The sequence below is a fragment of the Amycolatopsis sp. NPDC059657 genome (assembly GCF_042734395.1).
GTDB lineage: Bacteria > Actinomycetota > Actinomycetes > Mycobacteriales > Pseudonocardiaceae > Amycolatopsis.
On record NZ_JBHWEB010000047.1, the window covers coordinates 24,800 to 46,483 of the forward strand.

General features: G+C 68.6%; 21 protein-coding genes. 12 read left to right on the forward strand and 9 right to left on the reverse strand.

Annotated elements, in window-relative coordinates; genetic code table 11:
- Positions 1 to 131: 131 nt before the first annotated feature.
- From ACFV15_RS24770 to serC, 6 genes are all read left to right on the forward strand, one after another.
- Positions 132 to 971, forward strand: coding sequence for an ABC transporter ATP-binding protein (locus tag ACFV15_RS24770; protein ID WP_378352964.1), 840 nt, complete (start codon positions 132 to 134; stop codon positions 969 to 971).
- Complete coding sequence (locus ACFV15_RS24775; protein WP_378352965.1) at positions 968 to 1,777, forward strand: ABC transporter permease; 810 nt, start codon at positions 968 to 970, stop codon at positions 1,775 to 1,777. Before ACFV15_RS24770 ends, ACFV15_RS24775 begins: the two co-directional genes overlap by 4 nt.
- A complete protein-coding gene (locus tag ACFV15_RS24780) occupies positions 1,756 to 2,934 on the forward strand; it encodes a sensor histidine kinase (protein ID WP_378352966.1) in 1,179 nt (392 codons plus the stop codon). The genes ACFV15_RS24775 and ACFV15_RS24780 overlap by 22 nt, the downstream gene beginning before the upstream one ends.
- Positions 2,931 to 3,548 carry a response regulator gene (locus ACFV15_RS24785; RefSeq protein ID WP_378352967.1) on the forward strand — a complete coding sequence of 206 codons (618 nt, stop codon included), beginning with the start codon at positions 2,931 to 2,933 and terminating at the stop codon, positions 3,546 to 3,548. Before ACFV15_RS24780 ends, ACFV15_RS24785 begins: the two co-directional genes overlap by 4 nt.
- 34 nt (positions 3,549 to 3,582) lie before the next feature.
- Positions 3,583 to 4,932, forward strand: coding sequence for a serine hydrolase domain-containing protein (locus tag ACFV15_RS24790; RefSeq protein WP_378352968.1), 1,350 nt, complete (start codon positions 3,583 to 3,585; stop codon positions 4,930 to 4,932).
- A gap of 546 nt (positions 4,933 to 5,478) precedes the next feature.
- Positions 5,479 to 6,606, forward strand: coding sequence for a phosphoserine transaminase (gene serC / locus ACFV15_RS24795; protein ID WP_378352969.1), 1,128 nt, complete (start codon positions 5,479 to 5,481; stop codon positions 6,604 to 6,606).
- Here the strand turns inward: serC and ACFV15_RS24800 are convergent.
- The gene (locus tag ACFV15_RS24800) at positions 6,517 to 7,752 is read right to left on the reverse strand and encodes a glycosyltransferase 87 family protein (protein WP_378352970.1); all 1,236 of its coding nucleotides are present in this window, start codon (positions 7,750 to 7,752) and stop codon (positions 6,517 to 6,519) included. The two genes, serC and ACFV15_RS24800, sit on opposite strands and share 90 nt — an antisense overlap.
- 166 nt (positions 7,753 to 7,918) lie before the next feature.
- Here ACFV15_RS24800 and ACFV15_RS24805 point away from each other — a divergent pair, with 166 nt between their 5' ends.
- Positions 7,919 to 8,863, forward strand: coding sequence for a CHRD domain-containing protein (locus ACFV15_RS24805; RefSeq protein WP_378352971.1), 945 nt, complete (start codon positions 7,919 to 7,921; stop codon positions 8,861 to 8,863).
- Positions 8,864 to 9,355: 492 nt separating this feature from the next.
- Here ACFV15_RS24805 and ACFV15_RS24810 read toward each other — a convergent pair whose 3' ends face one another.
- The 5 genes from ACFV15_RS24810 to ACFV15_RS24830 all read right to left on the reverse strand — a co-directional run bounded on the left by ACFV15_RS24810 (position 9,356) and on the right by ACFV15_RS24830 (position 14,473).
- Entirely contained in the window at positions 9,356 to 10,831 is a 1,476-nt protein-coding gene (locus tag ACFV15_RS24810; protein ID WP_378352972.1) for an amidohydrolase family protein, read from the reverse strand.
- Positions 10,832 to 10,945: 114 nt separating this feature from the next.
- Positions 10,946 to 12,154: an ABC transporter permease gene (locus ACFV15_RS24815; RefSeq protein WP_378352973.1), complete on the reverse strand. Its 1,209-nt coding sequence runs from the start codon at positions 12,152 to 12,154 to the stop codon at positions 10,946 to 10,948.
- Positions 12,151 to 12,843 (reverse strand): ABC transporter ATP-binding protein, encoded by a 693-nt coding sequence (locus tag ACFV15_RS24820; protein WP_378352974.1) that lies wholly within the window; start codon positions 12,841 to 12,843, stop codon positions 12,151 to 12,153. Before ACFV15_RS24820 ends, ACFV15_RS24815 begins: the two co-directional genes overlap by 4 nt.
- Complete coding sequence (locus tag ACFV15_RS24825) at positions 12,840 to 13,931, reverse strand: peptidoglycan-binding protein (RefSeq protein ID WP_378352975.1); 1,092 nt, start codon at positions 13,929 to 13,931, stop codon at positions 12,840 to 12,842. The genes ACFV15_RS24820 and ACFV15_RS24825 overlap by 4 nt, the downstream gene beginning before the upstream one ends.
- Entirely contained in the window at positions 13,928 to 14,473 is a 546-nt protein-coding gene (locus ACFV15_RS24830; protein WP_378352976.1) for a hypothetical protein, read from the reverse strand. The genes ACFV15_RS24825 and ACFV15_RS24830 overlap by 4 nt, the downstream gene beginning before the upstream one ends.
- Before the next feature lie 154 nt (positions 14,474 to 14,627).
- Between ACFV15_RS24830 and ACFV15_RS24835 the strand changes: the two genes are divergently transcribed.
- From ACFV15_RS24835 to sepH, 3 genes are all read left to right on the forward strand, one after another.
- Complete coding sequence (locus ACFV15_RS24835) at positions 14,628 to 15,287, forward strand: response regulator transcription factor (protein ID WP_378352977.1); 660 nt, start codon at positions 14,628 to 14,630, stop codon at positions 15,285 to 15,287.
- The gene (locus tag ACFV15_RS24840) at positions 15,284 to 16,435 is read left to right on the forward strand and encodes an ATP-binding protein (protein ID WP_378352978.1); all 1,152 of its coding nucleotides are present in this window, start codon (positions 15,284 to 15,286) and stop codon (positions 16,433 to 16,435) included. The genes ACFV15_RS24835 and ACFV15_RS24840 overlap by 4 nt, the downstream gene beginning before the upstream one ends.
- 159 nt (positions 16,436 to 16,594) lie before the next feature.
- Positions 16,595 to 17,440 (forward strand): septation protein SepH, encoded by an 846-nt coding sequence (sepH, locus tag ACFV15_RS24845; RefSeq protein WP_378352979.1) that lies wholly within the window; start codon positions 16,595 to 16,597, stop codon positions 17,438 to 17,440.
- A 57-nt stretch (positions 17,441 to 17,497) separates the two neighbouring features.
- Here the strand turns inward: sepH and ACFV15_RS24850 are convergent, their stop codons facing one another.
- From ACFV15_RS24850 to ACFV15_RS24860, 3 genes are read right to left on the reverse strand one after another with little or no spacing between them, the layout of a single operon-like run.
- On the reverse strand, positions 17,498 to 17,863 hold the full coding sequence (locus ACFV15_RS24850; RefSeq protein ID WP_378352980.1) for an MmcQ/YjbR family DNA-binding protein: 366 nt from the start codon (positions 17,861 to 17,863) through the stop codon (positions 17,498 to 17,500).
- Positions 17,860 to 18,477 carry a DUF2537 domain-containing protein gene (locus tag ACFV15_RS24855; protein WP_378352981.1) on the reverse strand — a complete coding sequence of 206 codons (618 nt, stop codon included), beginning with the start codon at positions 18,475 to 18,477 and terminating at the stop codon, positions 17,860 to 17,862. The genes ACFV15_RS24850 and ACFV15_RS24855 overlap by 4 nt, the downstream gene beginning before the upstream one ends.
- The gene (locus tag ACFV15_RS24860) at positions 18,455 to 19,288 is read right to left on the reverse strand and encodes a TrmH family RNA methyltransferase (protein ID WP_378352982.1); all 834 of its coding nucleotides are present in this window, start codon (positions 19,286 to 19,288) and stop codon (positions 18,455 to 18,457) included. The genes ACFV15_RS24855 and ACFV15_RS24860 overlap by 23 nt, the downstream gene beginning before the upstream one ends.
- Positions 19,289 to 19,511: 223 nt before the next feature.
- On the opposite strand from ACFV15_RS24860, the gene ACFV15_RS24865 reads away from it, so the two are divergent.
- Both ACFV15_RS24865 and ACFV15_RS24870 read left to right on the forward strand, forming a co-directional pair.
- Entirely contained in the window at positions 19,512 to 21,011 is a 1,500-nt protein-coding gene (locus tag ACFV15_RS24865) for a glutamate-cysteine ligase family protein (protein WP_378352983.1), read from the forward strand.
- Positions 21,012 to 21,043: 32 nt separating this feature from the next.
- Positions 21,044 to 21,646, forward strand: coding sequence for a TetR/AcrR family transcriptional regulator (locus ACFV15_RS24870; protein ID WP_378352984.1), 603 nt, complete (start codon positions 21,044 to 21,046; stop codon positions 21,644 to 21,646).
- The last annotated feature ends 38 nt before the right edge of the window (positions 21,647 to 21,684 follow it).

A 21,684-nucleotide genomic window follows, 5' to 3' on the forward strand; every position in this document is an offset into this window, starting at 1 on the left:
GCCTGACCACGGTAAGGGCGGCACGCGGCGCGGTCGTCCTTCTTTAGGAGGACTGTCCATCGTTCGGTTGACAACCAGGTTCAACCGCGCGGACGTCCCGCGAACGCACCTTCCCGACGGAAGCTTGTCCCATGACAGCAGCAGTGACAGTGCGCGGACTGCGCAAGGAGTATCCCGGCCACGTCGCGGTGGACGGCCTGGATCTCGACATCCACCGCGGCGAGGTGTTCGCGCTGCTCGGGCCCAACGGCGCCGGCAAGACGACGACCGTCGAGATCCTCGAAGGGCACCGGGACCGCACCGCGGGCGACGCGCTCGTGCTGGGCGAGGACCCCGGCAAGGCCGGCCGCGCCTGGCGCGCCAAGCTCGGCATCGTGCTGCAGACGGCCAATGACGCCGCCGAGCTCACCGTCGCCGAGACGGTCCGCCATTTCGCCAGGTACTACGCCGATGCCAGTGACCCCGACGAGGTGATCGAGAAGGTCGGGCTGACCGCGAAGGCCAAGAGCCGCGTCAAAACGCTCTCGGGCGGGCAGCGCAGGCGGGTCGACGTCGCGCTCGGCATCATCGGCCGCCCGGAGCTGCTCTTCCTCGACGAGCCGACCACCGGGTTCGACCCCGAAGCCCGCCGCCGGTTCTGGGGTCTCATCTCCGGGCTCGCCGCGGAGGGCACCACCATCCTGCTCACCACCCATTACCTCGACGAGGCCGAGGCGCTCGCCGACCGGGTGGCGGTCATCGCACGCGGCCGCATCGTCGCCGAAGGCACCCCGCAGAACCTGGGCGGGCGCGAGAAGGCCGAGGCCGTCGTGAGCTGGACCGACGCCAACGGCACGCGCTCGGAGCACACGAACTTCCCCACCAAGCTCATCAATCAGCTCTCTGCCGGGGGTAGGGAGCTGGCCGAACTCACGGTCACCCGGCCCAGCCTGGAGGACATCTACCTTGATCTGATCGGAGAACGCGCATGACCACGCTGGCACTGCCCGGCACCCTCACCGTCGGGCTGATCCGCGGCGGCGCGGAGCTCAAGGAGTTCTTCCGCCACAAGGAACAGGTGATCTTCACCTTCGCCATGCCGTCGTTCATCATGATCCTGCTCGGCTCGATGCTGAACGGCGACATCGGCGGCGGCGTCACCTCCGGCACGGTGCTCGCGGCGGGGATGATCGGCTCCGGCATCATCTCGACCTCGTTCAACAGCATCGGGATCGGATTGGCGGGTGACCGCGAGGACGGCACGCTGAAACGCCTGCGCGGCACGCCGATGCCCGCCGCGTCGTTCTTCCTCGGCAAGATCGTGCTGGTCGCGGTGTCGAGCCTGGCGCAGGCGCTGCTGATGATCGTGGTCGGCACGCTGCTGTTCGACCTGACGCTGCCCACCGACCCGATGAAGTGGCTGACGCTCGCCTGGGTGTTCCTGCTCGGGATCACCTCGTGCACGCTGCTCGGGATCACCATCGGCTCGCTGGTGAAGTCGGTCAGCGGCGCGGTCGCGGTGATGAACCTGGTCTTCATCTCGCTGCAGTTCGTGTCGGGGGTGTTCGTCACGCCGATCACGCACCTGCCGAAGGTTATGGTCGACATCGCGTCGTTCTTCCCGGTGAAGTGGATCTGCCAGGGCTTCCGGTCGGTCTTCCTGCCGGACAGCGCTGTCATCAACGAAATGGCTGGCTCATGGGAACTCCCTCGGATCGCACTGGTGCTTGGCAGCTGGGTCGTCGCCGGGCTGCTGCTGGCGAGGCTGAGCTTCCGGTGGACGAACACCGGCAGGTAGACATCTGGGATCGCTGGTACTGGATCTGGGAGTCCTACTTCGCGGTCGCCTACCTGGCCACCATCGCGCTGATCCTGCTCAACGACACCAGCGACACCGCCGCCAAGCTGGCCAGCTCGGCGGCGGTCACCGGCATCCTGGTCGCGTACCTGCTGCTGGGCAGGCGGTCGGTGCGCGATCACGACGCGGGCAAGCAGGGCTACCTGTTCGGTGTGATCGTGCTGGTGCTGTTCCTGATCGCGGTGCTCTCGTGCTCGACGACGGGCTACGCGTTGTTCGCCATCTGCCCGATGGCGTTCATGACGCAGCCGGTCGGGATGGCGTCGGCGCTGACCGGGCTGCTGGTGCTCACCCCGGTGGTATCGGTGGTGGTGCACAACGGTTTCGGCGATCCGGCACTCGGCACGCTGCTGCCGATGAGCGCGCTGATGATCGTGTTCGGGGTGTTCATCGGGCGCTGGATCACCAAGGTCATCGAGCAGAGCAAGGAACGTGCCGGGCTGATCGAAAGGCTCGAGGCCAGCCAGGCGGAGGTCTCGCGGCTTTCGCATGAGGCCGGGACGGCGGCGGAGCGGGAACGTCTCGCTCGGGAGATCCACGACACGCTCGCGCAGGGCTTCACCAGCATCGTCACGCTCACCCAGGCCATCGAGTCCGAAATGGACACCGATCCGGCCGCGGCGAAACGGCATCTGGCGCTGGCGGCCCGTACCGCACGGGAGAACCTCGCCGAGGCGCGGGCGATGGTCGCGGCACTGACCCCGTCCGCGCTCGCCGCCGGGACGCTGGAAGACGCGATCCGGCGGCAGGCCGAGCGGCTCGGCGAGGAGTCGGCGCTGCGCGTGAACTGCGTGATCTCGTCGCTGCCGCCGCTCGGGACGGCCGCCGAGGTGGTCGTCCTGCGTGCGGCGCAGGAGGCGTTGACCAATATCGTCAAGCACGCCCGCGCGTCCACAGTGGAGCTGCGACTGGCCGCGTCCGACGGCGTGGTGCGGCTTATGGTGACCGACGACGGCACCGGGTTCGCCACCGGCGAGCCGCCGGACGGTTTCGGGCTGCGCGGGATGCGGGCGCGCGCGGAGCAGGTCGGCGGGTCGCTGACCATCCGAAGTGGACGTTCCGATGGGACGACCGTGACACTGGAGGTACCGGCGTGATCACCGTGATGCTGGTGGACGACCACCCGGTCGTGCGCGAGGGGCTGCGCGGGATGCTGGAGGCCGAGCCGGACCTGACCGTGGTCGGCGAGGCGGGTTCCGGCGACGAGGCGGTCGCGCTGACCAGGGTCAAGCAGCCGGACGTGATCCTGATGGACCTGCGGATGCCCGGTCTCGACGGCGTCGGCGCGACGCGCAAGATACTGGCCGAGTCCCCGGGTCAGCGGGTCGTGGTGCTGACGACGTACGAAAGCGACGCCGACATCCTGCGTGCGGTCGAAGCGGGCGCTGCGGGCTACCTGTTGAAGGACGCGTCGCGCACGGAGCTCGCGGACGCGATCCGCGCGGCCTCGCGGGGCGAGACCGTGCTGGCGCCGTCGGTGGCGGGGAAGCTGGTCAACCGGGTACGCAATCCGGCGCCGCAACCGTTGTCCGCGCGGGAGATCGAGGTGCTGCGGCTGGTGTCGAAGGGCAGCACGAACGCCGACATCGGGCGGGCGCTGCACATCAGCGAGGCGACGGTGAAAACGCACCTGCTGCGCGTTTTCGCGAAACTCGACGTGTCCGATCGGACCGCCGCCGTGATGGCCGCGATGAACGCGGGGGTTCTTTGAGCGAAGCGCGGCGCCGCACGACAGAATGGCCGCCATGCTGCCTACCACCGAGCTAGCGCTGCTTCGCCGGATCGCCACGGAGCAGGCGATGCGCCGGGTACCGTCCTTGGTCGCCGCCGTCGTCCGCGATGGGGAAATCGCCTGGTCAGGCGCGCGTGGGCGGGTCGACGGCCAGACGCCGGGCGACGACACGCAGTACCGGCTCGGCTCGATCACCAAGTCGATCGTGGCCGCGGTCGTGATGCGCCTGCGTGACGAAGGCAAGCTCGACCTGAACGACCCGCTCGACAAGCACGTCGCGGGCACGTCGTTCGGCTCGTCGACGATCGGCCAGCTGCTCTCGCACACGGCGGGTCTCACGGCGGAGTCGCCGGGGCTGTGGTGGGAGCGCACGGTCGGCGACGACTGGAAGGCACTCGAGACGAGTCTCGCGACCGACTCGCTGAAGCACCGTCCCGGCGCCCGCTTCCACTACTCGAACGTCGGCTACGGCGTGCTCGGCGAGGTCATCGCGCGGCACCGCGGCACCGGCTGGTTCGACGCGGTCCGCGACGAGGTACTGACACCGCTCGGCATGACCCGCACGACGCCTTCACCCGAAGCGCCGTTCGCGCCCGGCCTGGCCGTGCACCCGTTCGCGGACATGGTGCTCCCCGAGCCGTCGCACGACGCCGGCGCGATGGCGCCCGCCGGTCAGCTGTGGTCGACCATCAACGACCTCGCGCGCTGGACCACGTTCGTCGGCGGGCACACCGGCGGCGTGCTGCGAGCGGAGACCGTCGCCGAGATGCGCGACATGGTCACCGTCGACGACGGCGACATCTGGACGAGCGGCTACGGACTGGGCATGCAGCTCGTCCGCACGCAGGGCCGGGCGCTGGCCGGGCACACCGGCTCGATGCCGGGCTTCCTGGCCTGCTCGCTCATCGACCCGGCGACCCAGACCGGCGCGCTGGTCATGGCGAACACGACCGCGGGCGTGGCCTTGGTCCAGCTCGCGATCGACCTGATCAACCTGACCGAGGAACACGAACCCCGCTTCCCCGCCGAGTGGATTCCGTCCATTGTGGACTCCCGGGCGCTGGCGCTGACGGGGTTGTGGCACTGGGGACCGACGGCGTACCACCTGCGCATGCTGCCCGACGGCTGCTTCAGCCTCGCACCGGCCGAGGGCTCCGGTCGGGCTTCGCGGTTCCGCCCTGTGTCGGACGATGTCTGGCTGGGCCTGGACGGCTACTACGCGGGCGAGACGCTGACCGTCGGGCGCGACGCTTCCGGTGAGGCCCGGAGCTTGGACCTGGCGACGTTCATCTTCTCGCGCACGCCTTATGCCTTGGACGCCCCCATCCCAGGCGGGGTGGACCCCGACGGATGGCGGGCCTGAGCTTGGGTTGGTCGTTGTGAACGCCTCGTTCACAACGTTGAGCGTTGTGAACGAGGCGTTCACACGGGTTCGAGCGGTTTGGCTGCCCGAAATGAGGGGTTTGCGAGGTGCTCGGGCGGGGCTTCGTCCGCCCGGCTCGGTGGCGAGTTGGATTTGCGTCGCCAAACGAGGGTCTTCTGACCGAATTGCCCGGTTCGCCTGTCGCAAAGCCCACTCGCCAGGCGCGGATTTCTGGCGAGCCGGGGTTTTCGAGGTCCCGAACAGGCCCGAAAAACCGACCGGTCACAGCCTTGCCCAGCGATACCCAGGGCACCCAATAAACCCGGCCTGAGCTGGGCTTTTACTCGCTATCCACACCTCGCCGCCCCTGTGGACAACCAGGCTTCCGCCGGGGTTCGAGCGCCTGGGCCCGATAAGATCGATGTGGGGCCGGCCCCCTGGGAGTGGCGGGGGATGGGAACTGGCGGGCGCGCCGGGAAATCCCACATCGTGAGCGTGGGTCGGGTTGGCCGGAATCGCGTGGACGGGGCCTGAGAGACTGCCAGCATGACCGATGCAGCTGAGGTGACCATCCCCGCAGAACTCAAGCCTGCCGACGGACGGTTCGGCTGCGGACCCTCCAAGGTCCGCGAGTCGCAACTGGCCAACCTGGCGAAATCCGGGGCGGAGTACCTCGGCACGTCCCATCGCCAGAAGCCGGTGAAGTCGCTCGTCGGCCGGGTTCGCGCTGGGCTGACCGAGTTGTTCGGGCTCCCCGACGGTTACGAGGTCATCCTCGGCAACGGCGGGACGACCGCATTCTGGGACGCCGCCGCCTTCGGGTTGATCAAGGAGCGGTCGCAGCACTTCACCTATGGCGAGTTCTCGTCGAAGTTCGCCACCGTGACCAAAGGCGCCCCGTTCCTCGCCGACCCGATCGTCGTCAAGTCCGACCCCGGCACCGCGCCGGAGATCGCCTTCCAGCCCGGCGTCGACCTGGTCGGCTGGGCGCACAACGAGACCTCGACCGGTGTCGCGGTGCCGGTGAAGCGGCCCGAGGGCAGCGAAGGCGCGCTCGTCGCGATCGACGCCACGAGTGGCGCGGGCGGGCTCCCTGTCAAGGCCGAGGACTTCGACGTCTACTACTTCGCGCCGCAGAAGTCGTTCGCCTCCGACGGTGGCCTCTGGATCTCGCTGGCCTCGCCTGCGGCCGTCGAGCGCATCGGCGAGATCGGCGCGAGCGACCGCTGGATCCCCGAGTTCCTGTCGCTGACCACCGCGCTCGACAACTCGCGCAAGGACCAGACGTACAACACGCCCGCGGTGGCGACGCTGTTCATGCTGGCCGACCAGATCGAGTGGATGCTCGGCAACGGCGGTCTCGAGTGGACGACCGCGCGCACCAAGGACTCCTCGAGCCGTCTCTACGAGTGGGCCGAGAAGACCGACTACACCACGCCGTTCGTGGCCGACCCGGCACTGCGCTCGCAGGTCGTCGGCACGATCGACTTCGCCGATGAGGTCGACGCGTCCGCCGTGGCGAAGGTGTTGCGCGCCAACGGGATCGTCGACACCGAGCCGTACCGGAAGCTGGGCCGCAACCAGCTACGCGTCGGCCTGTTCCCGGCCATCGACCCTGACGACATCACGCTGCTCACCCAGAGCATCGAGTTCGTGGTCGACAAGCTGAGCTGATCCGGACCGGCGTGCTGCTGCCCAGGCGATGACCCCGAGCATCAGCACGCCGGCGATCGTGTACGCCTCGGCTCCGATGCGAGCACCCGCCGACAGCGCGGGGAACGGCATCAGCCACGGCAGATAGCTCACGAACAGCAGGGCGTTGAGCCCGGCGAACACCAGCAAACCGTTGCCGAGCAAGCGGTCCGATTCCCGCCACCGCAAGCCCAGCGCACCCAGCAGCACCACCGCGGGCGCGCACCAGACCCAGTGGTGCGTCCACGAGACCGGCGAGACGAGCAGTCCGCCGACCGCGCACGCGACCAGCGCCAGCGGCACCTGACCGGCCCGCAGCGCCGCCCTGATCGCGAAGATCGTCAGCGCCAGCAGCACCAGCACCCCGAGCACCCACAGCAGCGAGCCCGAATATCCGGCGCGCGCCAGCAGGCCGCGCAGCGACTGGTTGCCGACGTACCAGAGATCGCCGATCCGGCTGGTCGCCAGCATCAGGTGCAGCCAGAACCGCTCGGACGCCGACGGCAGCACCGCCCACATCACCGCGGCCACGCCCGCGAACGTGCCGACGCAGCGTCCCAGTGATCGGTAATCCTTGCGCAGCAAGAAGAACAGGCAGAACACCAGCGGGGTCAGCTTGATCGCGGCGACCAGGCCGACCAGCACCCCGCGCGGCCAGCGACGCCACGGGACCAGCACGTCGACGACCACGGCGAGCATCAGCAGGATGTTGATCTGACCGTAGTTGAGCGTCGCGAGCACCGGCTCGACCAGCGTCGCGCTCAACTGGACCGCGAGTGACACGTAAGCCGCGGTACGCCGCCGCACACCGGTCTTGACCAGGCAGAGGAACGCCACCAGGCCCAAGCCGAGCAGTGAAAGCACGTTCAACACGACGAGCACGGCCTTCACCGGCGCGATCGTCCCGGCGAGGAACAGCACGGCCGCGAACGGCGTGTAGGTGAACGGCAGCGAGATGTTCTGCGTGGTCGCGACCATTCCCTCGTACGGGGTGCCGCTTTCCGCGAGCTTGCGCGCGCCGCCGACGTAAACCTCGAGATCGAGCCCCGGGAAGCCCCTGAGCAGGAACACCGCGACGATGACCGCCACTTCCAAGGCGAGCAGCGCCCCCAGGGTCTTCTTCGACATATGGCCATCCAACACGACGACCGGCTCCCCTGATCACCAGGGCTTTAGCGACAAGTCGCCTCGAAAGAATTCTCGCAAAGAGTTGAACCGTTCAAGGAAACGCTGCGTGTGAAGGGCGTCGGGCACCGCGAACGGCGCGGTGCCCCGCTCTCCGAAGAGGTAACCCATGCGCAAGATCCTGCTCTCCGCTGTCGCCGTCTCACTCGGAATCGCCGCGGGCACCGGCATCGCGTTCGCGCACGACGACCACCCCATGCCCGCGCCGGGCCCGGTGGACACCAGCGGAACCCCGGTCTTCCTCGCCGCCGAGCTGACCGGCAAGAACGAAATTCCGGTGCCAGGCGGGCCCCAGGTCGGTGATCCGGACGGCAAGGCGGTCCAGGTCATCAGAATCCAGGGCGATCAGGTGTCGTTCGGCATCAAATGGAAGAACATCGGCGCGCCGACCGCAGGCCACATCCACCAGGGTGACGCGAAGTCGAACGGCCCGGTCAAGGTCGGTTTCTTCGCCACCGCGCTGCCGGCCACGCTCAGCGCGGTGACCGGCAAGGTGACCGTCGACGACAAGGTGCTGCTCGACGCGCTCAAGGCCAACCCCGGCAACTTCTACGCGAACCTGCACACGGCCGAGTTCCCCGGTGGCGCCGTGCGCGGCCAGTTCAAGAAGATCGACAAGCCGGTCGACCTCAACCGCGTGCTGCACGCCGGCGACCTGAGCTCGCTCGCGAGCGGTGACCAGGAAGTCCAGGTCCCCGGCGGACCGGCGGCGGGCGACCCCGACGGCTCCGCGACGTCGTTCGTGTCCGCGAAGCACGGTGAAGTCGACTTCTCGTTCGCCTTCGCCAACATCGGCGCGCCCACGCTCGGTCACATCCACCAGGGCGCGGCGGGCGTCAACGGCGCGGTCGTGGTGCCGTTGTTCACCGCCGACGGCGGGCTTCCGGCTTCGATCAACGGCATCGCGGGCACGGCCACGAAGGTTCCCGGCGACATCGTCCGCAAGCTGAACAACAACCCCGGCGAGTTCTACACCAACCTGCACACCGCCGCGCTGCCCGCGGGCGCGGTGCGTGGCCAGCTCTTCGACACCTCGGAGACCAACCGCTGGTAAGGACTCGTGAGTGTTCCCGACGGTTATTGGGCGGAAGGGCAAAGGTGTCACGTCGCGCTGGCGACCTTGGCCCGCTTCAGCCCTGGCCACGAAAGAGTGACTGTGGAGGGTTTGCGGCGTTAGGCGACGCAAACCCTCCACACCGGGGCTTGGTGTGTGGGTTTTGCGTCGCCTAACGCCCCAAAACCCACACACCCCAGCCGATCGGAGTCGTGCATGCTCGCGATGGAGAGCCTAGCCCCGGACGGGGTCTGCGGTGACGGTTGCGGGCGAGTGGCAACTCTGCTCCGTTAGATGCACCAGACTTACCACTCGCGGACCCCCTCGTGAAGCGAGGGGGCCCCCGAGTGCGTACTACGCACCCAACGGCCCCCTCACCTCAAGCCCGCCCGAGGCTTACGGGCACCCCGCCGGACTTGGTAAAGGAATCCCTCACCAGCCAGCCACATTCGCCTTTCCGCACAATAGAACCGTCGGGAACACTCACGACCCTCAGCAGCAGCCTTGCTTTGCCAGGCGGGCGAACGTGGCGGAGCGCGCCGAGGCGGGCGGCTGCGAGGCTGCCGCTTCGACGTCCGCGAGCAGCTTTTCCCGCTGGGCGCGGTCGATCACCCGGCCACGGGTCACCACCGCGTGGATCTTCTGGGTGTTGCGGATGTCGTCGAGCGGGTTGGCGTCGAGCACCACCAGATCGGCGAACTTGCCCGCGGTGACGGTGCCGGTGCTGTGCTCCAGCCCGAGGAACCTGGCCGCCTCGCTGGTGACCGCGCGCAGTGAGTCCATCGGGCTGAGCCCGGCGTCGACCATCAGGCCGAGCTCATCGTGCAGGCTGAAACCCGGGAAACAGTAGGGATTGAGGCTGTCCGTGCCGCCGATGATCCCGACGCCCGCCTCGTGCATCGCGCCGACCATCTCGATCCTCGAGGCGAGGTAGACGCTCTGCTCCTGGATCTCTTGGGGCGTTTTCGGCGCGAACAGCTGGATCCGGTCCGCCCAGTGGGCCTTCAGGTCAGCCGGGATGTACTTCAGCCGGGGGTCATGGATGTAGGTGTCCGCCGGCATCGAGATCACCCTGTTCACCACCAGCGTCGGCGACTGCCATGTCCCGTTGCGGACGAACTGCGCGAAGAGCCGGTCGGCCTTCGGCTTGCTGTACTCCAGCATCGCCTGCCGCTCGAGCTCTCGGGCAAGATTGAAGAAATCGCGAGGCGATTCCGGGTCGATCGGGGTCGCCGCCAAGCGCGCGAGGAATTCCTTTTCCTTCAGCGAAACCTGGAACGTGGTGCCGAAAAGGTGCTCGAGACTCCGCTGGCCTGCTTCACTGGCCTCTAGCACGCTCAAGCGGTACGACACGTGCCCCGCGAACGGGAGTCCTTGCCGCCGCGCCTCGTCGGCGATCGTGTAGAGCTCGTCGCGGCCGAGGTACGAGTAGACCTTGATGAACTTGGCGCCCAACGCCTTCTCGGCACGCACGAACGCGCGAGCCTCGGCCTCGTTCGAAACATGACTGACCGGCGGTTGCAGCAGCGAGACGGGACCGTCCACGATGCTGCTGCCCACCACCGCGCGCGGGCCGAGCAGCGTGCCGTTCTCGATCTGCTCGTGCGCGGCGCGGTTCTCCTCGTAGCCCCACATCTCGCGGATACCGGTGACACCGTTCGCGATGTAGAGCGGCGGGAAGATGTCCACCAGGTCCAGGCCGTGAGTGTGCATGTCCCAGAGCCCTGGGATGACGTACTTGCCCCGGCAGTCGAGCGCGCGCACACCCTCCACATCGGGCAGATCGCGATCCCGGCCGAGCCAGGCGATCCGGTCGCCGACGAGCACGATCGTCATGTCACGCCGGGGCGCCGCGCCCGAGCCGTCGATCACCGTGACCTGCTTCAAAACGGTGATTTCCGCGGCGGCGGCCCGCGCGCCCGGCGAAATCACCCCTGGCAGTGCCACTCCGGCGCTGCCCGCAGCCACCCATTTGAGAAAATCACGCCGCCCGAGCATTTTTCGGCCCTCCACAGAACCCAGCCATACGCCTGAGAGTCACCTTAGGGGAAATCTCCCCCAAGGTGACTGCCCAAAAAATGCTCAAGCGAGAGCCTGGGTCGGCGGCAGCTTGGCCGCCCGCATCGCCGGATACGCACCGGCGACGGCGCCGACGAGCGCGGCGACGCCGACCCCGCCGAGCAATGCTCCAAACGGGAGCACCGCGGGCCAGCCTTGGCTGAGCGCGTAACTCGCGGTGACCACCACCCCGACGATCACTCCACATAGGCCACCGAGTCCGGACAACAGCACCGACTCGGTGAGGAACTGCCCTCGGATCTGCCGTTTCGTAGCGCCGAGCGCACGCCGCAGCCCGATCTCGCGGCGTCGTTCGAGCACCGAGATCACCATCGTGTTCGCGACCCCGACACCGCCGACGAGCAGCGCGACCCCGCCGAGCCCGAGGAACAGCGCGTCGTAGGTGCTGTTGGTGAGTTTCTGCGCCGCCAACGCCTCTGACGGACGGCGCACCTCGACCTCGTTGGGCGCCTGCGGGCTCAGCGTCTGGCCGAGCACACTGCGCACACTGTCCACATCGGACTCGGGAGCGCGCAGGTACACCGAGCTCGGGTGCCCGTCGAAGCCGAGATACTTGATCGCGGCGTCCCAGCCGAGCAGCACCGAACGCTCCACTTCGGGCGCGAGCGGCATCGGCGAGAGGATGCCGACCACGGTGAACCACTGGTCGCCGATCCACACCTGCGGCGGGTGCTTCGGGTCGATGTGGTCGATGCCCAGCCGCTGCGCCGCGATGGAACCGAGCACGACGGCCTGGAACCCCGAGTTGGCCGCGGTCAGGAACGTGCCCTCACGCGCCTTCCCGCCGAGCACGTCGAGCAGGTCGGGCCGCGCCGCGTTGACGGTGAGGCCCGATGTCTCCCCCGCCTCGATCTTGTCGTTGCGCCGCACGGTCTTTCCGGTCTTCCCGGTGGCCGACGCCGCCGTGACCGGCGCGATGCGTTTGGCCATCGGCACGGCGCTGTCGGGAAGCTTGGCATCCTTGTCGAACAAGGTCTTGCCTGGCCCCGCGACGAGCAGGTTGGTGCCGAGCGCGGCGAGCTTGTCATGCAGCGCCTGCGCGCCGGACGCCGGGATCGCCAGCACCGCGACCATCGCCGCGACGCCGATCCCGATGCCGAGCGCGGACAGCACCGCGCGCATCGGCCGGGTGCGCATCCCGTGCGCGCCAAGGGAAACCACATCGCCGGGACCGAGCCTTGCCGGGGCAGGTGGAGCGATGGTCGCCGTCATACCGCCACCCCCATCGGTGATCCGGTGTCGAGCCGGAGCGTGCCGTCGAGCAGCTCGATCCGTCTCGGCATGCCGGCCGCGATCTCGCGGTCGTGCGTGATGATCACGATCGTGGTGCCGTCCGCGCTGAGATCGGCCAGCAGGCCGAGGATCGCCTCGCCGTTGCGGGTGTCGAGGTTGCCGGTCGGCTCGTCGGCCAGCAGGATCGCGGGCTCGTTGACCACCGCGCGGGCGATCGCGACGCGCTGGCGTTCACCACCGGACAGCTCGCCGGGGAAGTGCCCGGCGCGATGGCCGAGCCCCACCCGGTCGAGCGCGGCCAGCGCGAGCGGGCGCCGTTTTCGTTTCGGCACACCGGCGTAGAGCAGCCCCTGCGCGACGTTGTCGACCGCACTCACCCCGTCGCTGAGAAAGAACTGCTGGAACACGAACCCGATCCAGCGTGACCGCAACGCCGAAATGCTGCGGTCCGAAAGCTTCGCGACGTCGTTGCCGCGCAGTTCGATCCGGCCGGACGACGGCTTGTCCAGCGTGCCCATCAGCTGGAGCAGCGTGGACTTGCCGGAGCCGGACGGGCCGACGATGGCGACCATCTCTCCGTCCATGATGGACAGTGATACCGCTTGCAGCGCCGCCACCCCGCCTGGATAGGTCCTGGTGGCCTCGTGCACGGCCAGCACCGGGATCACGAGGTGGTCACCACCTTCATGCCGGCCTTCAGCCCGTCACCGGTGATCTCGACCTTGCCACCGCTGAACAGTCCGGTTTGGACGGCCACGAGCCTGCGCTTGCCGCCCTCGTCGACCTCGACGGCGAAGCCGCCTTCGGCCAGTGCGAGCAGCGCGCCGACCGGAACCGCGAGCACGTTTTCCCGCTTGCCCTTGGTGAAGTGCACGGTGACCGGCGCCGAGTCGAGTGAGCCAGCCGTCGACTGGTCGTCGAGCTTGATCGACACCTCGATCTTCGGTTTGGCGCCAGGGTCGTTCTGGTCCTTGTCGGCGCTGGTGCCGATCTTGTCGACCGTCCCGGTCCCCTGCTTCCCGCTGATCTCGAGACCGACCTTCCCGCCCTGCTGGGCGAGCGACTGCTTCTTGGCGTCGAGTTTCGCGGTGACGACCCTGTCCATCCCGGTGAACTTCAGCAGCTCCGAGCCAGCGGGGGAACCCGGCTGGGCGGAGACGGCCGATACCCGGATCGGGCCGGGCGCGAGCACCACGTCGCCCTGGCCGAATGTCCCGGTCTGCTCCAGCCCCAGCGACTTCTGCCACTTCTTGAGCGCGGCGGCGGTGGCCGAGGTGAACTTCTCGTCCGGTGCGCCGAAACCCCCGAATCCCAGTGCTTTCAGGTTCTCTTCGAGCTGCTTGACGTCCGGGCCCTTGTCGACGCCGTCGGACAGGTCGCGGTAGAACGGCAAAGTGCCGTAGAACAGCGGCACCGGCTTCGCGTTGACATCGTAAACTTTCTTACCCCGCTCGATCTTCGAGCCGACCTGCGGCAGCGAGGTGATCGTGCCCTCCTTGCGGCCGGTCACCGAGGTCTCCGCGCCGTAGCCGAGTGTCGCGTCCGCGGTCTCCTCCTCGGTGAGCGTGGTCTTCACGATGTCCGTCGTGGACGCGCCCGGCGCCGGTGTCTGGTCCCCTGTGGACGCTCCGGCCGACACCCTGGTCAGCACCACCACCGAGCCGGTGCCCAGCAGCACGATCGCGATCGCCGCGACGATCAGCCAACGTGCGCGGCGTCCTTTGCGGACCGCGCCAGGTCCCTCGTGCTCGCTCATTTGCCCGGCTCCACCGGGAGCCTGACCATGCCGCCCATGCCGCAGGCCTTCATCGCCTCGTCCATCTTCCCCATGTCGCCGTCGGGGCCGCCGAGCGTGATGCCGCGCTTGCCGTTTTCGGCGTCGGGGTCCGGCCAGTCGACGCCGTGCTCACGCATGCACTTGGCTTCCTTGCGCCTTTTGTCGAGCTCCTCGGGGCTTGGCGGCTTCATCTCACCGCCGTTCGGCAGCAGCTTCTTGCAGGCCTCGTCCGCGGCGTTCATCTTGTCCTGGCCGCCCTCGGGAATCGGGATGGCCTGCGCCATGCCGCCGCCGTCGCCCACCGGCTTCGGATCCGGCATGTCGACGCCGTGCTCACGCATGCATTTCGCGAACGCCCGCTGCTTTTCCTCGTCATTGCCCGCGTTGCTGGCGCCCGGTGGCGCGGACTCGCTCGACTTGGGCCCGTTGATCGAGGCGACCTTGTTCCCGCCGTCGTCGCCACCGCCACACGCGGACAGCGCGAACACCCCGGCGAGTACGAACGCGTATCGCAGTTTCATCAGCCATTCCCTTTCCTGTGAAATCCGTGAGTGGCGGGCCGGCCCCCGGCAAGACCGGCCCGCCACGGCCATAGGTCTACGGATCGGGTGATTTCGGCGCGTTAAGCGAAGTTGTTTATCTCGCGCTTATGCCCGGATACCGGACACTGATCGGGTGCGGGTACTGGTGGTTGAGGACGAACGGCTGATGGCGGACACGATCGCCGAGGGATTGCGACGGCTTTCGATGGCCGTCGATGTGGTCTACGACGGTGCCGAGGCGTTGCTGCGCATCGGCGTGCACGACTACGACGTGGTCGTGCTCGACCGTGATCTGCCCGTCGTGCACGGCGACGACGTGTGCCGCGCCGTGCTGTCGGCGGGCGGGGAGGCCAGGGTCCTGATGCTGACCGCCGCCGCGGATGTCACCGATCGGGTGAACGGGCTCGGGCTCGGCGCCGACGACTACCTGACCAAGCCGTTCGCGTTCGCCGAGCTGGTGGCCAGGGTGCAGGCGCTCGCGCGCCGCGCCAGGCCCGCGCTGCCGCCGGTGCTCGAACGCGGCGGGGTCGTGCTCGACCTGCCACGCCACCAGGCCGCGCGCGACGGCCGGTTCCTGCCGCTCTCGCCGAAGGAGTTCGCCGTGCTCGAGGTGCTCATGCGTGCGGAAGGCACGGTGGTCAGTGCCGAGGATCTGCTCGAGAAGGCCTGGGACGAGCACGCGGACCCGTTCACCAACGCGGTCCGCGTCGCGGTCATGACGCTGCGGCGCAAGCTCGGGCAGCCGCAGCTGATCGAGACCGTTCCCGGCGCCGGATACCGGTTCGGCTCGTGAACGGCGTCTCGGTGCGGGCCAAGCTGACCGCGCTGTACGGCGGGCTGTTCCTGCTGGTCGGCATGGTGCTGATGGCGATCAACTACATACTGGTCAACGACAAGCTGCCGGAACCTGCCAGCTTCGTCGCGACGGCGGCCAGGACGATCGACGTGACGGCCGTACCCACCCAGGAGGTCTCGCCGACGATCATCGCGGGCAAGCCGGAAGCGGTCGCGTTCGCCGTCGACTCGCTGGCGGACTTCAAGTCGACCACACTGTCCACTTTGCTCACCCAGTCGATCATCGCGCTGGTGATCACGGCCGTGCTCGCGGTGCTGCTCGGCTGGGTGGTGGCGAGCCGGGTGCTGCGGCCGCTGCATTCGATCACCGCGACCGCGCGCAAGCTCGGTGCCGAGAACATGGAACGCCGGATCAACCACGACGGCCCCCAAGACGAGCTGAAGGAACTGGCCGACACCTTCGACGGCATGCTCGACCGGCTCGCGGTCTCCTTCGACAGCCAGAAGCGGTTCGTCGCGAACGCGTCGCACGAGCTGCGGACCCCGCTGGCCGTGCAGCGCACGCTGGTCGAGGTGGCGATGGCCGATCCGGACGTCAAGCCGGAGGTGCGCAAGCTCGGCGAGCAGCTGCTGTACACGAACGAGCGAAGCGAAAGGATGATCGAAGGCCTGCTCGTGCTCGCTCGCAGTGACCGCGGCCTGGTGTCACGGTCGCCGGTCCGGCTGGACGAGATCGCGAGCGCGGTGGTCCGGTCGTCGGCGGCGATGGCCGAGGAGGCGGGCGTGACCATCGAGTCGCGCGTGCGCCCCCGGATGGTTTCGGGCGACCCGATACTGCTGGAGCGGCTCGTGACGAACCTCGTGCACAACGCGATCACCTACAACCAGCGCGGCGGCTGGGTGCATGTCGACGTCGGCAACGACCCGGCGCTGGTGGTCCGCAACTCCGGCCCGATGGTCCCGCTGGACGCGGTCCCCGCCCTGTTCGAGCCGTTCAGGCGCTTGTCGGGTGAGCGGACCGATTCACGCAACGCCGGGCTGGGGCTGTCGATCGTGCGCTCGGTCGCGCAGGCGCACGGCGGGACGGCGGCGGCGGAGCCGGGGCGCCGTGGCGGGCTGATCGTCACCGTCCGGCTGGGTCACTGATGGTGCGCGGCGTGTCACATACCGTTCACTGTCCCGATGGGTGACACTCATGATCAACGAGAAAACAGAAGAGTGAATACTCGGCGCGCCTAGCCCGTCAAGTCGACGCGCCGTTCTAACGTAGACACCCACAACGGTGAAGTATCCGGGGAGGCGGAGATGCGAGCGCTACGGGTTGTCGGGCTGCACGAGGACGGCAAGTCCATCGTGTGCGAAGACCCGGCGAGCCGCACGCGTTTCCTGCTGCCCGCCGATGAAAGACTGCGGGCGGCGGCGAGGGGAGACATCACCCGGCTCGGCCAGATCGAAATCGAGTTGGAGAGTCAGATGCGGCCACGCGAGATCCAGACCCGGATCCGGGCAGGCGAGTCCGTCGCCCAGGTCGCGGCCACGGCGGGGGTTCCCGAGCAGCGCATCGAGCGGTACGCGTACCCGGTGCTGCTGGAGCGCTCGCGCACCGCCGAACTCGCGCAGCACGCGCACCCGATCCGCGAGGACGGCCCCGACGTGCAGACGCTCGGCGAGGTCGTCGCCTACTCGTTCGGCGTGCGCGGCCACGACTACTCGCAGGCCAAGTGGGACTCCTGGAAGGGCGACGACGGCAAGTGGGTCGTCGTGCTCCGCTGGAAGGCGGGCCGTTCGGACAACCGCGCGCACTGGTCGTTCTCGCCGGGAGCGCACGGCGGCACCGTCCACGCGCTCGACGAGCACGCCGACGACCTGCTCGACCCCACTTCGTACCGCGCGCCCCGCCAGCTGCGCGCGGTCGAGCCCGACCCGGTCGAGGACGTCGAGCAGCCGACGCTCGACTCGGCCGAGCCACTCGCCGACGTCATCGAGGTCGAGCCCGAGGAGGAGACACGCGAGATCCCGCGTGTGCCCGCCGAGGAACCCGCGCCCCCGCCCAAGCCCGAACCGGCGCCGCGCCCGAAGTCGAAGAAGAACCACCCGACGATCCCGTCGTGGGAAGACGTCCTGCTCGGCGTCCGCTCCCAGCGCGGCTAGCGTTTCCGCAGCTCAAAGGTCGTGAGTGGTTTGGCCGGTTAGAACCGGCCGTACCACTCACGACTCCTTGGGCGTGTCCAGCTCGGCCAGCAGTTTCTTGGGCGCGACCAGGCGGTAGGCGTCGAGCACGATGGCCGCGACCTCGTCCCAGTCGACGTCGGCGTCCAGGCGCACGCCCAGCCAGCCGTGCACGCCGACATACGGCGGACGGAAGAAACGCTCGGGTTCCGCGGCGACCAGTTCCTCCTGTGCGCCGGGCGGGGCTGGGCACCAGAAACCGACGCGGTCGTCATGGTGCCGGTCCGCGAACATCACGAAGGTCCTCTTGCCGCGGACGAACCACGTCGGCTCGTTGTGGCTGAGGCGTTCGGTCGACTCCGGCAGCGCGAGGCAGATGCGGCGCAGCGACTCGAGCGGCGTCACAGTGACACGACCAGCACGCCGATCCAGGCGATCGCCACGCCCGCGCCCGCGCCGAGCGCCACCCAGCGCACGATCGGGAGTTTGCGGGCCAGCCACAACGACGGGGTCAGCCCCGCGGTCACCACCACCGAGGCCGCGATCGCGAGGAAGCCGGTGGTCTCCTTGGCGAGCGTGGTCGCCAGCGCGAGCATGGCCACGACGATCACCGCGCCGACGAAGACCGCGATCGTGAGGCCGGTCAGCCACGGGGTCGGCTCGTCCTCGGAGGCACGCGCGCCGAGGAGGCGTTCGGTCACCGAGATGGCAGGCTCGGTCACCTCCGGCGGGTGCGGATCGACGACCGTCTCGACCTCGGTGACCGGGTCGAGGTAGCGGACCGGGGTGTTCATCACCGCCGCGACACGCGCGGCCAGCTGCCTGCCGCGCCGGGAAACCACCGCCGCCGCCTCGGATTCGCCGTTCTCGCGCTGGACGGCGGACGCGACACGCGCCCACTCGTGCAATGCCTCGGCCAGGTCGGCGCCGATCGCCAGCGAACGCGGGTCGATCTCGCGCGCGGCGGGCCCGCCCGGTCCGGCCAGCACCGCACGATCACCGCGGATCCGCAGCTCCACCCAGGTACCTCCCGTCAGCCGAGCTCAATTTACCGGCCAGTTCGTAAAACGCCACGGCCGCGGCGGTGGCCACGTTGAGCGAGTCGACCCCGCCCGCCATCGGGATGCGCACGGCGACGTCGGACGCGGCCAGCGCGATCGGGGTCAATCCTGGCCCCTCCGAGCCCAGCAGCACCGCGACGCGCTCGAAATCCCCCAGGGAACGCAAGGAAACCGAGTCGGCGCGCGGGGTCAGCGCCGCGATGGTGAACCCGTGTGCCCGCAACTGGTCCAGTCCATTCGGCCACTCGTCGAAGGTCGCGAACGGGACGCGCAGCACGTGCCCCATCGAGACCCGCACGCTCCGCCGGTACAGCGGGTCGGAACAGCCGGCGCCGAGCAGCACGCCGTCGACGCCGAGCGCGGCGGCGTTGCGGAAGATCGATCCCAGATTCTCGTGGTCCTGCACGCCTTCCAGCACGGCGAGCACACGGGCGCCGTCGATGATCTCCTCGGCCGCCGGCTGCACCGGCCGGTCCGCCACCGCGAGCACGCCGCGGTTGAGATGGAAGCCGACCACCTGGGCCATCGTGTCGGCCGACGCGACGTACGCGGGCACGTCGACGCCGTCAAGGTCGAGTTCGCTGATCCGGCGCTCGACACCGAGCAAAGCCCGTACGGGATAGCGGGATTCCAGCAGCCGTCCGACGACCACGGTCCCCTCGGCGATCACCAGGCCACGGCCGCCGGGGCGGTCCGGGCGGCGATCGGCCGTGGCGAGATCACGGAAATCGTCAAGTCTCGAATCGGTCACATCATCGACGGAGATCATCTGTACCACCAGATGAGTGTTTCATCCGCCCGGAAGGGGCCGCATTGGTCCGAACGCCACGGGGTCTCCTGCGACGAACGGCGCAGTTTTGGCTCGCTGTTAACCACCGGTGACAGACAGCACCAGATTGGCGCTATACCGATTCCGTCGTGCGTGAAACGGTGGTCAACCGGGTAGTAACAACGCCCGGACGGCACCACGACGACGAGCGCAAAGGACCACCATGGGCCAGGACCTGTCGGCGGACACCTTCACCTCGCGTGATCGAGGGCGATACCGCCGTAAGGTCCAGCGCTGTCTCGACACGCTCGCCCGCATGCTCTCCGACGGCAGTTTTTCCTTCCCCCGCAAGAACATCGGCCTCGAGGTCGAGCTGAACCTCGTCGACCGCGAGATGCGGCCGTCGATGACCAACACCACCGTGCTCGAGGCGTTGAACGACCCCTCGTTCACCACCGAACTGGGCCAGCACAACCTGGAACTCAACGTGCCGCCCCGCCCGCTCGCCGGGGATTCCGCGCTGACACTGGAAGAAGACCTCCGCGCGTACCTCACGGCGGCACGCTCGAAGGCCGAGGGCGCCGGCTCACTGCTCGCGATGATCGGCATCCTGCCCACGCTGCGGCATGAGCACTTCGACCAGAAGTGGCTGACCAACAACGCGCGATACTCGTTGCTGAACGACGAAATCTTCGCCGCCCGCGGTGAGCACACCGTGCTGGCCATGGAAGGCGCGGCGCTCGACGGCCACAAACCCGAGCGTTTGCGCAGCTACGCCGAGTCCATACTCCCCGAGGCCGCCTGCACGTCGGTGCAGCTGCACCTCCAGGTGGCGCCGGAAGAGTTCGCCGCGCACTGGAACGCCGCGCAGTGCCTGGCAGGCGTGCAGGTCGCACTCGGCGCGAACTCACCGTTCCTGCTGGGCAAGGCGCTGTGGCACGAGACCCGCATCCCGCTTTTCCTGCAGGCGACCGACACCAGGCCGGAGGAGCTCAAGAACCAGGGCGTGCGGCCGCGCGTGTGGTTCGGCGAGCGCTGGATCACGTCGATCTTCGACCTGTTCGAGGAGAACGTCCGCTATTTCCCCGGCCTGCTCCCGGAAACCGACGCCGAGGACCCGATCGAGGCGCTCGAGTCCGGCAACGCGCCCAAGCTCACCGAGCTCCGCATGCACAACGGGACCGTCTGGAGATGGAACCGCCCGGTATACGACGTCGTCGACGGCCTGCCTCACCTGCGCGTGGAGAACCGCGTGCTGGCGGCGGGCCCGACCGTGCTCGACATCGTCGCCAACGCGGCGTTCTTCTACGGCGCGCAACGGGCACTCGCCGAGTCCGACCGCCCGGTCTGGTCCCAGATGTCCTTCCAAGCCGCCGAAGAAAACCTTTACGCGGGCGCACGCCAGGGTTTCGACGCCCAGCTCTACTGGCCGGGCATCGGCTGGATCCCGCCGGACGAGCTGGTACTGCGCGTCCTGCTGCCCATGGCCCACGAAGGCCTCCGCCGCTCCGACGTCTCCGACGAAGCACGGGAGCGCTACCTCGGCATCATCGAGCAGCGCTGCCTGGCCCGGCGCACGGGTTCGTCGTGGCAACGCGACTACGTGCTGCGGGCGCAGGAACGCGGCCTCGAGCGCGACGCGGCACTGGCCCGCATGCTCACCCGCTACCTCGAACTTTCCGAGAGCGAGACGCCGGTGCACACCTGGCCGGTCCAAGACTGACCTTCTACGATCGATGGATCCGGGGAGGTGGGATGCCGAAGATCATCGGCGGGTCGCTCGAAGCGCACCGGCGGCAAGTGCGTGCCAAGGTCTTCGACGTCCTGCGCACCCAGCTCTACGAACGCGGCTTCGACGCGGTGACCCTCGCCGGGGTCGCCGCGGAGGCCGGACTCGGCCGCACCGCGATGTACAACCACTTCCCCGACAAGGAATCCCTGCTCGTCGCGTTCGTCGAGGACGAGGCGACCCGCTACGTCGAGCGCCTCACTGAGGCCGTCGGCGCGGTCGACGACCCGGTCGCCAAGCTCGCCACGTTCGTCAGGCTCCAGCTGCGGGTACTCGCCGAGTACCACCTGCCACCGGGCACCGCGCTCGCGTCGGCGCTGGCGCCTGCCGCGTACCGGCGGATCAGCGCGCACGCCGATCCGATCACCGATCAGCTGCGCGACATCCTGGCCGCGGGCAGGCGCAGCGGGCAGCTCGCCGACGAGGATCCGGACATCCTGATCCCGATGATCACCTCGGCGCTGTCCACGCGCTCGATCATCGATGTGCCGCCTGAGCAGGTCGAATCCGCCATCGACGCGGCCGTCCGGTTCGTGCTGCGCGCGGTCGGTTCGAGTGAATCGCGGTAATTTAGGGTAGCCTAACTCGCGTTCATCACCTAAGCTCT